Below are 15,396 nucleotides of genomic sequence, written 5' to 3' on the forward strand. Positions count from 1 at the left end.
AGTGATGAAAAAAATCATAGAGCTTATGAATTGTTTGACATGCTAACGACAAAAAAACGCGGCTCAATGGCCGCGTTTTTGTTGAGATTTGGTTATCCGCTTATTGCAGGCGGCCTGCTGCATGAGCCAGCATTGTATAGACCTTACCTGTCTCTGAAGTCAGATATGTATTCGTGAGAATAGAGTCGCGGTCATCCTGAGCAACCTCATTCAGAAGTTTCTCAAATTCAGCGATGTAGCGATTCACGGTCTTCTGGAATTCAGTATCTGTACGATACTTGTTGCGGATGTCTTCAAAAGCCTGTTGCCCCTGAAGCGTGTAAAGCTGGCGTGTAAATACGTTGCGCTCGCCACGCTTATAACGATCCCAGAGTTCAACGGCTGCTGAGTGGTCAATCATCCGTGCAATATCAACCGAGATTGCATCCAGAGACTCAAGACTGTTTCTACGGCTGCGTTCGCGGCTAGTTTCACTGCTGTGTGTTGGGGCATCTTCATCACGTGATGCACGATTGAGAAGGTCAGACAACCAGCCTTTTCCTGCCGGAGGAGGAGGGACAGGCGTGACGCTCTGTGGCATTGGTTTGCGATCAGAGTTCAGTGATGCCGTAACCTGTGCAACAGATGTAATCTGTGAGGGATTTCCAGATTGCTGGTTGATGGCAGCTGGTGAAGAACTGATCGTTTCATTCATGCCGGAAGCCGTTACAGCTTTGATCTGACGCTTGGGAGCGACTTCCGTATCAACGGAACGGCTGGATTTGGTGACAAGTGAGGAAAGTTCATTCAGAGCCTTGATCTGGTCTGATACAACGCGACGCATACTTGCAGCTGTTTCCTGTGTTTCCTGAGGCAGCTCGGTTATGCCCTTGCGCAGTTCTGAGCGTGTCTCATCCAGCTCTTTTCTGATCTGGCTAGTCATTGCACGCAATTCGTTCATGCTTTCGCTGAATTGGGTTGCGGCACTTGTGAGAGTCTCATGCATCCCGCCCGCTGCGGTTTCATATGCTGACGTGATGACAGCATTGATCTGCTGACCTTGAGTATCAGATGTATTGCGCAGGCGATTAAACTGCTGCTCAATCTGTGCAAGTGAATTTGTCAGGTTGCTGGTGAGATGCTCAGAAACCGTATCAATATCATTCGCACGTGCGTTGAGAGCTTCCATCAGCTGGTTAAGCTGCTGCTGACGCTGATCGAGAACAGAACCCAGATGCATGCCGACCTGTTCCAGCTTTTCTGCGGTTGCAGAAAGTGTTTCAGACTGAAGCTGTGCTGCATGTGTCAGCATCTGGCTTTTCTGCTCCATGCTTTCTGTCAGCTCTGTGGTACGGCCCATAACGGCGCTGGAGACCTGATGCAGTGTATTGACGTGGTGGGCAAGCTGGTTGGAAGACACTTCTGTCTTCTGGGAAACCTGTCCCAGCAGATTTTCAATCTCATGAATACGTGTACCAAGAGTTTCACTGAGTGAACCGAGGTGATCACCGGCATTATTGGAGATTTTATGCAGAATGGCGCCTGCCTGGCTCAAGTTCTCCAGAATGCTTGCCATTTCGCTCTGGATAGAGCTGTGTGAATTGACAAGCGAAGAAATGGCAGCATTTGCACTTTCATTCAGAGAGTTCTGGAGCTTAGCTGTTGCGGAGATAACAGCATGGTTGATTTCATGCCCCTTGTTAGCCAGAATATTTTCTATGCCAGCCAGCTGCTCACTGATTGAGCCCACAATGTCAGAACCACGGTTCTCAAGAACGTGGCCCATTTCATTGAAGCGAGCGTTAAGCTTTTCAATGGCATTCTCACCACTGACTTCAAAGACGTCACTGATCTCAGCAATACGGTTTCCGAGGCTTGTCATCAATGATGAGCTGCTGTTGTCGAACAGGCGGTCAATATCAACGATGCGCGCATTCAGATTTTCCATCAGCTTTGCACCACCATTATCGACAAGAGCTGTCATCTGACCAAGGTGGAGGCCAATGTTCTCGACGAGACCAGAGCCTCTGCTGTCAAACAGATCAGAGAGTTCTGCAATGCGGCTTCCAAGCATGCCGGAAGCCGAACGTCCTTTATCCTCAAGTGCCTGTGTAACGGATTCAAGACGATTGACGACACGGACTTCAATATCATTGACTCGGCTATCAAGCGTATGGGCAATTTCTGTTGCCTTCTGGCCGAGGACACCATTGATCTCTTCTGCTGCAGAAGAGAGTGTTTCAGCAAGAAGGGTGCTCTTCGACGCAACAGACTTGCCAAGCTCTTCTGCGCTGGCTTCGAGAGTGCGGGCGGCTTCACGACCACTTTCTGCCATAGCCTTAGCCATTTCGGCGGTACGGGTAACGAGAACTTCACTGATTGCACTGGAGCGTGCATCAAGTGCCTGATCAATCTTGGAAACCAGTGTGTCAAAGTTTGCGGTGATCTCGGTTGAACGCTGTCCCATTGATGACACAAGTGCTTCACCGCGGACACCGAGCAGACGGTCCATATCTTCAATACGTTCAGAGATAACCGTATTGATGCTGTCTGCTTTCGTGGAAATTTGTTCAACAACCTGATTGGTCCGGGTGACGAGGGCATCCCCCTGGGTTGCAAGCAGATGATCCATGTCAGCAAGACTGCTGGAGATGGCATTAGACAGTGTTGTTGTCTGTGTTGACAGACGATCAACAACTTCAGAGGTCTGTTTGAGGAAGTTATCTGCCATTTCATGTCCCTTGACGGAAATGAGCTGATCCATCTCATCAATGCGGCCTGAGATAACAGAAGTCAGATTATTGACTTCAGTTGAAATATGGCTGACGGCTTCGACACCGCGACCAATAACATTATCAAAGTCATCAAGGCGGTTGGAGAGGGCAGTGTGGACTTCTTTACCGCGCTCTTCAACGACAGATGCAAGAGTTTCTGCTGTCAGACGCAGGGCGTCATTGATGCGTGTGCCCTGAGCTGCCATTGTCAGTACAACATCTTTACCGGTTCCAGCCAGATTAGCCTGAGCTTCAGATGTATGTTTATTAAGGGTTTCAGCCAGTTCCTCCCCATAACCACTGAGGGTTGTTTTGAGGCTGTCAATCTGGGTGTTAACCAGAGAGGCGAAACGGTCACTGAGCCCGATGATGTTGCTTTCAAGGTTTTGTCCATGCAGCAGAACATTATCGTTCACGCGCTGGCTGGCACTGTCCAGACGCTCAGCAAGAGTATCGACACGTGCACCAATTGTTTCATTGGCAAGCTGAACAGTTCCATCAAGGCGCTCGTAAATTTCCTTGCCACGGCTTGAAATTTCTTCAGCAACCTGAGAGCCAACGTGTGAAATACGTTCACGTACTTCACTGCCACGGGCAACAATATCATTAACGATGCTAGTGCCTGCCGTCGTAAGCTGCTCACCCAGAAGGGTGGAGTTTGTTGCGATTTCCTGGCCAATGCCGGAAACAGCAGAATGCAGTTCATTGATACTGTTGCCGATATTTTCTGCAACAATACTGCTTGTTTCCATCAGACGGTCTGTCATTTCGCGGCCGCGCTGATTGAAACTTTCTTCCAGTTCGTTTGCTGTTGCTTCCAAAACGCTGCGAACCGAGCTGCCCTGTGAGGCGATGGAAGCTGATACTTCCTGTCCTGTTTCGGCCAGACGATCCGTAACTTCCTTACCGCGGGTAATGAAGCTGAGTTCAAGATTTCCAGCTGTTGCTTCAAGGGCTTTCTTAACAGATTCACCCTGTAACGAGAGGCTCTCAACAACCCCTTTACCTGTTTCGGCAAGGGTTTTTGTTACAGATTCTGCACCTTCCTGAAGATGCTGGGTCAGTGTACCACCTGTGCGCTCAAAGGCGGCTGTGATGTCGCTGATCTTGCTTTCAAGTGCTGATGTCACACTTGCGCCAGCAAGGGTAAGACCATTACGGATTTCTTCTCCACGCTGATCCAGAAGCGAATTTACACGCTCACTGGCTTCATTCATCGAAGAAGCAATGCGTTGTGCAATCTGCTCAAGGTCTGCAACCATTGTTTCATGGGCGCCAGACATGGAGCTGCGTACGCGATCAGCATTAGAAATAATGGCTTCACGCTGAACGCCAAGCTCATCAATGAGTGAGTGAATACGTACTTCATTATCGAAGTATGCGCGTTCCATTGTCGAGATTTCGTTACGGACGAGGGTTTCAAGTTCGCCAGCGCGGGCAATTGCTCGCTCTACGCCATCACCAATAGCCGCAACTTCACGTCTGATTGTCTGTGAAACAGTCAAAACGGCGTCGGTCGTCAAGGATTCAGGCTGAGCCAGATGAATAGCGGCTTCACCAATGGCACGTGATGCGATGCGAATTTCGTGGGCGCGGACGGCAAGGATAGCTGTAATGAAGAATGCGGCGACCGGCAGAAGCAGAGTGCAGGCACCAAAGAAAATAACAGCAGGCGAGAGGGTTGCAGAAAGAGACTCTATGGCGGAGAGACCCTGCGACCAGCCAAAATAACCTATGCCACCAAGCCATAATGCAGAAAAGAGTGAGGCCCAGATGTAAGGTGCTGAGGACGGACGGCGCTGTAAGGCCTGAATGAATATTCCAGCATTGCGGCGATCATCATTGGCGACGGAAGCTTTGTCAGGGGCGACGACTGCAGGCTGTTCCGGCATATCCATGAGATCAGATGTGCTTGCGCTTTGGGAAGCGTTATCCTCATGCGAGGAGAGGTTGTCAGTTACGGTGTTATCCGTACTAACCTCGGCAGCATCCTGTTCCGGGGTGGCAGGCTCGGATGTGACACTGTTCAGGTCAATTGCCAGAGCGTTCTCTACTGCAGAGAATGCTGCAAATTCCGGATCGTTAATTTTTTTCTGCTTCGTCGCCATAAATTCGTCCTCAAAGACGCTAAACTCAAAACTTTCCCAACCCAAAGCTTGGGCAAGGGTAAAAGTGTTAAAATGCAAGAAAAATGGATAATTACCATTTCGGGCACTTTACTACTCATCACATGCCAGTCTATCCCGCTGACGTCACCTATGGAACCCAATCTGATGGCAATTTTAAGGTTTCATTAAGAACTTGGTTAACAGCGGAAGTTTCAGAAACATGAGAGGGGCTTAAGGGGTGGATAACCCTAAATATTTTATGGGTGCACTTTATCACTGGTAAGGCTCGGCGTTGAGATATTATATATGGTCATAAGATCTGCTGATATTTGTTTGGCCATGGTCGTGAAATTGTCGGTAAGAATGCCAGAACGGATGTGAATTGATGGTTGAAATTACATTTGTGGACCATGCAGGAACGGCCCGCTCAGTTAATGCTGAAGAGGGAAGTACTATTATGGAAACAGCTCTGAAAAACGATATTCCCGGAATTGATGGGGAGTGTGGAGGAGCGTGTTCCTGTGCTACCTGCCATGTTTATATTCCGGAGGAATGGCAGAGTGCTGTGGGTGAACCTTCCCCTATGGAAGAAGATATGCTCGATTTTGCTTCAGATGTTCGTCCGAACTCCCGCCTGTCATGTCAGATCAAAGTCAGACCTGAGCTTGATGGCCTTGTTGTAAATACACCTGTTCGACAGGGATAAGTATATTTTCTTAACAGTCTGGGCTAAGTAATTCGTTGGGCTGGATTATTCTGAAAATTGGTATTACATTTTTAGAGTAAATAGGAGAGTGCCTATGTTCAATACTATTCTTGTACCTGTCGATCTTGCTGAAACCGAGGCTTCCAGCCTTGCGTTAGAACGCGCTATCGAGTTGGCTAAAATTTCTAACGGGCATCTTCGTCTGATTTATATCCGTTCTGTTATGCCGGTAACTTATATGGAATTTGTTCCGCAGTCTTTTGATACAGAGCAACAGGTTGAATGTGAGCAGAAGCTCGCTGAAATTGCCGCAAAAGTTCCACTTCCTGCCGGTCATGTTTCAGCTGTTGTGCGCATGGGCTCAATCTATAATGAAGTTCTTGATGAAGCAGACAAGATGAAGGCTGACCTTATTGTTGTAGGGTCACATAGACCAAGCATGGCAACTTATCTCCTGGGCTCAAACGCTTCGGCAATTGTCCGTCATGCTCAAGCTTCGGTACTCGTTATCCGCTGAATAATTTTTTGTAGAATATTTATATTCAGGATAATGCGGTCGATATTATTGGCCGCATTATTTTTTAATACTACGGTCTCATCCTAATGATGCTGTGAAATGTATAGAAAAGCACTTTTCGGGGTTGCAAGTTGTTCTACTGCTTCATATAAATTGAATCATTCAGCAATCCCTAAACCAATCAAAAGGTGCGTATGGCATTTTCCCTTAGCGGTATATTTCTGCTTGTTATTTTATGCCTACCGTTTGTGGGAAGCGTTGTTGCTGCTTTTTTGCCAACATATGATCGGGATCGCGGGGCACTTGTAGCCGGTATTATTGCTCTTGTTGCAATCCTTTTGACACTTGGCTTCTTTCCGGAAATATCTGCCCGGAATGTTATAACTTACACGCTTATCTGGATTCCTGAGCTCGGACTGAATTTCACATTGCGAATGGATGGTTTTGCCTGGATGTTTGCAATGATGGTGACCGGGATTGGTTTTCTGGTCGTAATCTATGCCCGGTACTATATGTCTCCGGAAGATCCTGTTTCCCGATTTTTCTCATTTTTCCTTGGGTTTATGGGGGCAATGCTTGGCGTTGTCCTGTCGGGAAACATCATTCAGCTTGCCTTATTCTGGGAGCTGACCAGCCTGTTTTCATTCCTGCTGATTTCCTATTGGTACCATAATGCCAATGCGCGGGAAGGTGCTCGTATGGCACTGACTGTAACGGGTATTGGTGGGCTGTGTTTGTTTGCTGGTTTAATTTTGATCGGTCATATTGTCGGTAGTTATGATCTTGAGACGGTTCTGTCCTCTGGGGACATGATCCGCTCGCATGCTCTTTATCTGCCAGCTCTGTGCCTCATTCTGCTCGGCGCTCTTACCAAAAGTGCTCAGTTCCCATTTCATTTCTGGTTGCCGCAGGCAATGGCTGCTCCAACGCCTGTCTCCGCATATTTGCACTCTGCAACAATGGTGAAGGCCGGTGTCTTCCTGATGGCACGCTTCTGGCCAGTTCTGGCGGGGACAGATGCATGGTTCTTTATCGTTGGTACAGCAGGGTTGGCAACACTCTTGATTGGCGCATATATCGCTATTTTCCAGAATGATCTTAAGGGGTTGCTTGCGTATTCAACAATTAGTCATCTCGGCCTGATTACGCTGCTGCTCAGTTTCGGCAGTCCGCTTGCGCTGGTTGCTGCCGTTTTCCATATTCTCAATCATGCAACCTTTAAAGCCTCATTGTTTATGGCCGCAGGCATTATTGATCATGAGGCGGGAACACGAGATATTCGCAAGCTGAATGGCATCATCCATTATATGCCAATTACCGCGACACTTGCGATGATTGCGAGTGCGGCGATGGCAGGGGTGCCGTTGCTGAATGGCTTCCTCTCAAAAGAGATGTTCTTTGCAGAGACTATTCTGACGCATAGAGCATCAGCGCTTGATCAACTGACGCCTTATTTTGCTGTTCTTGCAAGCGCTTGCAGCGTCGCATATTCGCTACGTTTTATTCACGGTACATTCTTCGGGAAGCCTGCCACAGACCTTCCCAAAGTTCCGCATGAGCCTCCGCATTGGATGAGGTTCCCCGTCGAAATTCTGGCTTTGACCTGTTTCGTGGTTGGTATTATTCCAGCCCTGACGATCAAGCCATTCCTGACAGCTGCAATTTATTCAATTCTTGGTGTTAATACACCGGCTTACAGTCTTGCTGTCTGGCACGGTTTGAACTTCCCGCTCATCATGAGTATCGTTGCGTTCCTCATGGGATGCCTGTTGTATATTTGTCTGCGCGGTTATCTTGACCGTCAGAAAGACAGTGATGTTGCGCCGATTATCGGTCGTATCAAAGGGCGGCGTATCTTTGATGAAATGATGGTTGCTTTATCTTGGCGCTGGGCGCGTTCAGTTGACAGCTTCTTCAGTACAAAGTCTCTTCAACCGCAATTGCGATTGCTGGTCTGCGTAGCTGTTGTTGCTGCATTTCTACCGATATGGGGGCAGGGGCTTGATTTTGTTCGTCCTTCCGCTCTGGTCAACCCTGTTCCAATCGTTCTCTGGCTGATTGGCGGATGCTGTGCGATTGGAGCAGCCTATTACGCCAAGATTCACCGTATGGCGGCTCTTATTCTGCTGGGTGGGGCTGGTATCATAACCTGCATAACCTTTGCTTGGTTCTCTGCTCCTGATCTGGCTTTTACGCAGCTTCTGGTTGAGATTGTGACAACAGTTCTGATCTTGCTTGGGCTGCGTTGGTTGCCCAAGAAAGCGCAGCAGACACGTTCAGAAGGTCGAGGCTTAGTTGCGCGGGTAAAGAATACACGCGATATCATCATTGCAGGTGTTGCAGGTTTTGGGCTTGCGTCGATTGCTTATGTCGTGATGCTCCGTGTTCCGCCAGAAAGTATTTCGCAGTTCTTCCTCGAGAAATCCTATACGGAAGCTGGTGGCAAGAATGTCGTGAATGTTCTGCTTGTTGACTTCCGCGGGTTTGATACGCTTGGTGAAATTACGGTTCTCGGAATTGTTGCTCTGACAGTTTATGCGTTGTTGAGACGTTTCCGCCCAGCTCCTGAAAGCCTTGACGTGCCTGAGCAGCAGCGTATTCAAAATGCCTTTGACGATGCGCAGCCCGGGCGTCAGAAGGGCGATACTGTTATTGATTATCTACGCATTCCATCCATTGTTATGCAGCTGATGTTCCCGGCAATTATTGTTCTGGCGGTGTTCCTGTTCATGCGTGGGCATGATCAGCCCGGCGGTGGCTTTGCGGCGGGGCTGACCATGGCTATTGCATTTATTCTGCAATATATGGCCGGTGGGACACGTTGGGTTGAGACACGCTTACGTATTTTACCCATGCGCTGGATGGGAATTGGCCTCTTGCTGGCAACTTGTACAGGTGCTGCGGCATGGCTGTTTGGACGCCCATTCCTGACAACTTACTTCTCGTACGTTGATCTACCTTTCCTCGATAAGGTTCCTGCCGCTAGTGCCCTGCTATTTGACCTTGGTGTCTACTCACTTGTTGTCGGGGCGACGGTACTGATCTTGATTGCTCTTGCGCACCAATCCCTGCGTGCCTCCCGTTCAGGAAAGGATACGTAATGGAAGCTGTTATTGCCTTTGCTATTGGTATCCTTTGCTCCTCAGGGATCTGGTTGCTTCTGCGACCCCGTACCTTTGAGGTCATTATTGGGTTGTCATTGATATCCTATGCCGTGAACCTCTTCATGTTTGCCATGGGGCGCTTGAAGGTGGGTGCCGAGCCTATTTTACGTTCCGGTTCTATTGGCATTTCCTGGTACGCTGATCCGTTGCCGCAAGCGCTTGTGCTGACGGCAATCGTAATTGGTTTTGCTATGACGGCCTTGTTTCTTGTTGTCATGCTCGCGTCCCGTGGTTTCTCAGGTACTGACCATGTTGACGGCAAGAAGGAGGAGGATTGATGGCTGGTTGGGTGCACCATCTCATCATTGCTCCTATTATTATCCCGCTGGTTGCCGGTGCGCTGTCGCTTATCGTCGATGGGGCTAACAGAAAGCTGAAGGGGGCTATCAGCCTTGTTTCAACTCTTCTGCTTGTTGTCGTCGGCACCATATTGGTTGCTGCCGCAGATGCTCCTGTTGACGAAAAGTGGTCTGGTTTCGTCTCCACCTATCTGCTGGGAGACTGGCCCGCGCGTTTTGGTATTGTACTGGTTCTGGACCGTTTATCCGCGATGATGGTTCTTATGACGTCGCTGCTTGGTTTAGCAGCACTCATCTACTCATTCGCGCGCTGGTATAGTGTCGGTATCAACTTCTTTGCCTTATTCCAGTTTCAGTTGATGGGGCTGAATGGTGCCTTCCTGACGGGTGACCTGTTTAATCTATTCGTTTTCTTTGAGGTGATGCTGGCAGCCTCATACGGCTTGGCCATGCATGGCTCTGGCGCACCTCGCGTTAAGGCGGGGTTGCATTACATTGCAATTAATCTGGCGGCATCATCCCTGTTTCTTGTCGGGGTAAGCCTGATTTATAGCGTAACAGGCAGTCTGAATATGGCTGATCTGGCGAATAAGGTGGCCTCTTTAGAGCCTGAAAGCCGCGTTTTATTTGAGGTTGGTGCTTCCGTTCTGGGTGTTGCCTTCCTGGTCAAAGCAGGTATGTGGCCGCTTGGCTTCTGGCTGCCAAAAACCTATTCAGCAGCTTGCGCGCCTGTGGCTGCCATGTTCGCAATCATGACGAAAGTTGGCGTCTATGTCATTCTGCGATTATGGATGTTGGCCTTTGGGGCAGGGGCAGGAGAATCTGCCTATTTCGGTTCAAGCTGGCTGCTGATCGGTGGCATGCTGACAATTGGCTTTGGGGCAACAGCTGTTCTGGCTTCTCAGGATTTGACACGTCTGGCCAGCGCCAGCATCGTTGTTTCATCTGGCACGCTTTTGGCTGCAATTGGCCTTGGTACTGTGGATGTAACGACAGGGGCGCTGTATTACCTTGTCAGCTCAACATTTAGCGCAGGTGCCCTGTTCTTGCTGATCGAGCTGGTTGAGAGGGGGCGTGAGGCGGGTGCGGACGTTCTGGCCGTAACGATGGAAGCCTTTGCTGAAGACGACGATGATAAAGTCTTCGATGATGATATCGGTGTTGCTACGCCCGGTACCATTGCGGTTCTTGGTATATGTTTTATCTCCTGCGCATTGCTCATCGCCGGCCTGCCGCCTTTGTCAGGGTTTATTGCCAAGTTTGCTCTCCTAAAAGCTGTTTTCAGCTATGGCGCCGTTATTACTACGGTCAGCTGGGTATTCATGGCATTGCTCATCCTCTCAGGACTGGCTGCCCTGATTGCCATGACACGTGCCGGTATGCGTTCTTTCTGGGCTACTGTTGGGCGTCAGGTGCCCCATGTAAAGGTCATTGAGATCATGCCGATTATGGGGCTTTTATTCCTGTGCTTGGTAATGACCATTCGTGGTGGCTCGGTCATTGGTTATTTGCATGAAACGGCAAGTGCCCTCAATCTGCCAAAGACTTATATTACCGATGTGCTGGAAACACCTTATGGAAAGCCCGGGAAAGACGGAGGTGTCACACAATGAGACGCATCTTTCCGCATCCATTCCTTAGCCTTTTTCTGATGGTTCTGTGGCTGTTTTTGAACCAGTCACTTTCGCTTGGTCATGTTATCCTTGGCCTGCTTGTTGGTTTTATTGGTGCCATTGCTTTTGCTGCACTGCGGCCACCAGAATTACGTATCCGTAATTTGCGGGCGATTGGAACGCTTTTGGTAATGGTTCTGCGCGATATCGTGCGTTCTAATATTGCTGTTGCCAAGCTGATCGTTCGGCCTAATGCGCCGGGTTATATATCCGGATTTATGACCATAAAACTGGATATGAAAAACCAGTATGGATTGGCTGCTTTAGCAACAATCATGACATCAACACCGGGAACTCTTTGGGTCAACTTTGACTCCTCGACGGGTAATCTGCTGATTCATGTGCTTGATCTCGTTGATGAGGAGACATGGATTAAGACAATCAAACATGGCTATGAAAGACTATTGATGGAGATATTCGAGTAATGAGCGTTCTGATTATCTTCTGGGCAGTTGTTGGGGCGCAGGTATTATTAGCCTGTGCGATGGTGATTGGTGCCTATCGCATGTTGTTTGGCCCAAAGGCTCAGGATCGCGTTCTCGGTCTCGATAATCTCTACCTGAATGCCACAATGCTGCTGCTGACATTCGGTATTCGCTACAGCAGTACCCATTATTTTGAAGCCGCTTTGGTTATTGCCATGCTTGGCTTCGTTGCAACTGCTGCTTTAGCAAAAGTTCTGATGCGCGGTGAGGTGATCGAATGATCGGGGCAACGGATATTCCCCTCTGGGCTGCTATTTTGACGGCTGTGTTCGTCCTTGGTGGTGCTGCTTTGTCGCTGACTGGTGCCGTTGGTATGCTGACAATGAAGAGCTTTTATCAGCGTGCGCATGCACCGACACTCGGGTCAACGCTGGGGATTGGTTTTATCCTTATGGCGTCCATTATCTTCTTCTCGGTTACCGGAACACGACCTGCGGTTCATGAGATTGTCATTGCCGTTTTTATTACTGTCACAACACCGGTTCCGCTGCTGCTTCTTGTTCGTGCAGCTCTGCATCGTGACAGATCTCAGGGTAGTCCGGAGGTGCCAGGTGCCATCACAATCGTCAATGGCACTGTGAGGCTGATCGGAGATAAAGCTATCGTAATCAGCCAGGAAGATAAAGTTATAGAAAAAGATTAATATATTATTCTATCTTTATGTTTTTAAATAATTTTGTCTTAATTTTTGTGTGATGATCGACGGGCCTTGAACTCCGTCCTCTCTGCTCGGCTCTGATCTTTCTTAGGGTTCAGGATACTCCGGAATTCATCGCGCCGCTCATGAATTGAGGTAAGAACTTTCCCCATGGCAATCCCGATATCAACCAGTACAGCTTCGCTCAACTGAAGTGATGCTTCGATGCTTTCCGGTACTGCATTATCGACCCCCATCTCGTACAGAAGAGTGGCGTGTCTGGCATCAACTGCCCTGGCCACAATTGTTAAATCCGGTTTCTGACGACGGGCAGTGCTAACGACCTGTTCTGCGAGTTTCGGATTGTCGATGGAAAGGACAAGAGCTTTCGCATTTTCAATGCCGCAGGCATGGAGCAGGTTCGGAGCAGAAGAATCTCCGAAGTAAACCGGATAGCCGGCTTTTCGCGCAGAGCTAACCCGACTTGGGTTCGCGTCGATGACGATATAGGGAACGTCATGACGCTCCAGCATCTCTGAAACGAGCTGCCCAACACGTCCATAACCAATGACGATCACATGAGATTTGGCATTAACAGGGGCATTGGAAATAGCGATTGTTTCATCCGCTTGAGCTTTCTGCTGCACAAGACGTTTTCCAATTTTTGTTCCGATACGGGCCAGAACCGGAAGTACGATCATTGATAATGTTACGAGCAGTAAAACGGGTTGAGCGAGAGAGTTTGGTAAAAGCTGGGCTGAAACGGCACTGCCAATGATGACAAAGGCGAATTCACCAGCCGGACCAATAACCAGAGCTGTTTCTATGGCAACTGAATGGGCAAGATGGAATGCGCGGGCAATTGCGTAAACAATCATTGTTTTAATGACAATAAGGCTGATTGTTGCAGCAAGAATGGTCAATGGTTTGTTCAGGAGGCTGCCGACATTGATATCCATGCCGATGGTTATGAAAAACAGGCCGAGCAGCAGGCCTTTGAATGGCTCAATTGTTGCAAGGATCGCGCGCCTGTATTCTGTTTCTGCCAGCAGTAACCCTGCGATGAAGGCTCCAAGAGCCATTGATAGGCCGCTAGCAGCAGCAAGAATTGAAGAAAGGAGTACAACCAGAAGACAGGCCGCCATGAAGAACTCAGTGCTGAGTGTATTGGCAGCAAGCTTGAAGATTGGCCTGAGAATAAGTCGGCCAGCAATAAAGATGACGAAAACAGCTAAGGCTGCTTGTCCGAAGGCCCACAAGAAGGACCAGAGAAGATTATCGGGCTGCCCTGAGGAGAATAGGCCCACTGCAAAAAGAATTGGTGCAGCAGCCAGATCCTGAAATAGCAGTATGGCAAAGCTGATACGCCCGGCTGGTGACTGGAGACGTTTTTGCTCAGCAAGGACAGGCAGAGCAATGGCGGTGGATGACAGTGATAGGGTCAGGCCAATAATTGCTGATGCGAGCAAGAGGCCAGTTGCGTAATAGCAGACAGCTCCCAGAGCAATGGTTGATAGAAGGACCTGTAAGCTGCCAACCCCGAAAACATAGCGTTTAAGCGCCCTCAGACGTTGCCAGGAAAGCTCAATACCAATGGTGAACAGCAGAAAGACAACGCCAAGTTCGGCAAAGTGAGAAATGTCTTCTTTGTTAGGAAATGTAACCCAGTGAAGCCATGGAATGTCAGAACTTAACTGCCCAAGCCCAAAAGGGCCAAGAAGTGCACCTGCACCCAGAAAGCCCAAAACCGGGCTGATTTTCAGTTTTGAGAATATTGGTACGATAACACCAGCAGTACCCAGAAACAGGACAAGTTCTTTTAAGTCAGTTATTGGAACCGGCTCTGACATCTGGTTTCCTCTCTGATGCCATAGGTATATATATAGTCTGGCATCGCAAAAAGCGGCAGGCTATTCATCTGAATAAGCATACTTCTAATAGTTATAAGGGCGATCGTTAAGGAGTCGACGTGGTATCCGTCAAATGGTCATTCATTGCACCGGAAACTAAAGACCATGTCATTCTTCCTGACGGATGCGTAGATATAATCATCGTTACAGATAACAATGGTTGTGAGAATATTATTCTCACAAATTGGGATGTTTCTCCAAGACAAATTTGTATTGAGCAGGGAGAGAGTTTTCGTGGTTACCGCTGTAAACCCGGTGTTCTCTTCAACGATATTGATTATCAGGAGCTCTCGCAGAACATCAATTATGTTGATGAGGTAGTAGCATCTGGTTTGAAGCGTAACACCGAAATAGAAGACATTGTTGCTGAGCTTAGTGATGCCAGAACCAGTATTAAGCAGGTGGCAAAGCGTGCTTGGGTTTCGCCAAGAACACTTCAGCGCTGGTTCTCAGATAAAGAATTGCTCCGCCCTGAGTTTTGGAAACTGCTTGGGAGAGCCCGGCAAGCAGCAAGTGCATTACCGAGCTATCCAGTCTTGGCTGATTTCGCTCTCGATTATGGCTTTAGTGATCAGTCTCATATGACGCGTGAGTTTGTTCGCTGGTTTGGAATGCCGCCTTCTCAACTTAGGCGTAATAAGGACCAGCTAAACCTGCTGGCTCAACCCGGATTAGGTAACTGGATTGGAGAACACAGCTCAATCAGATAACCGTTCCTGTCGCTGATATAGGCTGTTGTCTGGCCCCATTCTTCATTTTTAAGGTCTTTAAGAAGTGTTGCACCAGCTGCCAGTGCCATTTTGAGAGCGCCTGCCACATCATCTGTTTCAAAAGCGATTTCAAAGGTTGGCTGTGATACAGATGGTTGGTGTGCATCAATGCCACCACTTTTCAATAGGGCTCGAGATGAAAGGGAAAGCTTAGTTGTTCCTGTATCGAGCTCAGCATAATCTCCGCTTTCATGGATGAAAGCTGTTTTAATGCCCAAAGCCTGAGTAAAGAAGTTTGCAGAAACTTCTACATCGTCGACATAGAGAATTGTATATTTGAAAATCATTGGCTGTTCACCTCTTCGTTAAGCGCTATGATCATAACGAAACGGGTTTGCTTGTTCTTGAAGAATTGCGACACATTTGTCTATGTG

11 protein-coding genes and 1 pseudogene are annotated in these 15,396 nt (G+C 48.5%); 9 read left to right on the top strand and 3 right to left on the bottom strand.

Annotated elements, in window-relative coordinates:
- Positions 1 to 100: 100 nt before the first annotated feature.
- Positions 101 to 4,861: an apolipoprotein A-IV repeat region-like domain-containing protein gene (locus WJT86_RS10260; protein ID WP_346337469.1), complete on the bottom strand. Its 4,761-nt coding sequence runs from the start codon at positions 4,859 to 4,861 to the stop codon at positions 101 to 103.
- Between the two features lie 385 nt (positions 4,862 to 5,246).
- Here WJT86_RS10260 and WJT86_RS10265 point away from each other — a divergent pair, with 385 nt between their 5' ends.
- The 8 genes and pseudogenes from WJT86_RS10265 to mnhG all read left to right on the top strand — a co-directional run.
- Positions 5,247 to 5,567 carry a 2Fe-2S iron-sulfur cluster-binding protein gene (locus WJT86_RS10265; RefSeq protein WP_346337470.1) on the top strand — a complete coding sequence of 107 codons (321 nt, stop codon included), beginning with the start codon at positions 5,247 to 5,249 and terminating at the stop codon, positions 5,565 to 5,567.
- A 94-nt stretch (positions 5,568 to 5,661) separates the two neighbouring features.
- Positions 5,662 to 6,084, top strand: a complete 423-nt coding sequence (locus WJT86_RS10270; protein WP_346337471.1) for a universal stress protein — start codon at positions 5,662 to 5,664, stop codon at positions 6,082 to 6,084.
- 194 nt (positions 6,085 to 6,278) lie between these two features.
- A complete protein-coding gene (locus WJT86_RS10275; RefSeq protein WP_346337472.1) occupies positions 6,279 to 9,185 on the top strand; it encodes a monovalent cation/H+ antiporter subunit A in 2,907 nt (968 codons plus the stop codon).
- Positions 9,185 to 9,526 (top strand): Na+/H+ antiporter subunit C, encoded by a 342-nt coding sequence (locus WJT86_RS10280; protein WP_346337473.1) that lies wholly within the window; start codon positions 9,185 to 9,187, stop codon positions 9,524 to 9,526. The genes WJT86_RS10275 and WJT86_RS10280 overlap by 1 nt, the downstream gene beginning before the upstream one ends.
- Positions 9,526 to 11,160, top strand: coding sequence for a monovalent cation/H+ antiporter subunit D (locus tag WJT86_RS10285; RefSeq protein ID WP_346337474.1), 1,635 nt, complete (start codon positions 9,526 to 9,528; stop codon positions 11,158 to 11,160). Before WJT86_RS10280 ends, WJT86_RS10285 begins: the two co-directional genes overlap by 1 nt.
- A complete protein-coding gene (locus tag WJT86_RS10290; protein WP_346337475.1) occupies positions 11,157 to 11,645 on the top strand; it encodes a Na+/H+ antiporter subunit E in 489 nt (162 codons plus the stop codon). The genes WJT86_RS10285 and WJT86_RS10290 overlap by 4 nt, the downstream gene beginning before the upstream one ends.
- Positions 11,645 to 11,926, top strand: a complete 282-nt coding sequence (locus WJT86_RS10295; RefSeq protein ID WP_346337476.1) for a K+/H+ antiporter subunit F — start codon at positions 11,645 to 11,647, stop codon at positions 11,924 to 11,926. The genes WJT86_RS10290 and WJT86_RS10295 overlap by 1 nt, the downstream gene beginning before the upstream one ends.
- Positions 11,923 to 12,252, top strand: a pseudogene (gene mnhG, locus WJT86_RS10300) (monovalent cation/H(+) antiporter subunit G); the annotation flags it as partial. The gene WJT86_RS10295 and the pseudogene mnhG, both read left to right, overlap by 4 nt.
- 134 nt (positions 12,253 to 12,386) lie before the next feature.
- Here mnhG and WJT86_RS10305 read toward each other — a convergent pair.
- Positions 12,387 to 14,192 (bottom strand): cation:proton antiporter domain-containing protein, encoded by a 1,806-nt coding sequence (locus WJT86_RS10305; RefSeq protein ID WP_346337477.1) that lies wholly within the window; start codon positions 14,190 to 14,192, stop codon positions 12,387 to 12,389.
- Between the two features lie 119 nt (positions 14,193 to 14,311).
- Between WJT86_RS10305 and WJT86_RS10310 the strand changes: the two genes are divergently transcribed.
- Positions 14,312 to 14,962 (top strand): helix-turn-helix domain-containing protein, encoded by a 651-nt coding sequence (locus tag WJT86_RS10310; protein WP_346337478.1) that lies wholly within the window; start codon positions 14,312 to 14,314, stop codon positions 14,960 to 14,962.
- Here WJT86_RS10310 and WJT86_RS10315 read toward each other — a convergent pair.
- The gene (locus WJT86_RS10315; protein WP_346337479.1) at positions 14,914 to 15,309 is read right to left on the bottom strand and encodes a VOC family protein; all 396 of its coding nucleotides are present in this window, start codon (positions 15,307 to 15,309) and stop codon (positions 14,914 to 14,916) included. The two genes, WJT86_RS10310 and WJT86_RS10315, sit on opposite strands and share 49 nt — an antisense overlap.
- Positions 15,310 to 15,396: the final 87 nt, after the last annotated feature.

It is taken from the genome of Hohaiivirga grylli, assembly GCF_039655745.1.
Classification (GTDB): domain Bacteria; phylum Pseudomonadota; class Alphaproteobacteria; order Rhizobiales; family Beijerinckiaceae; genus Hohaiivirga; species Hohaiivirga grylli.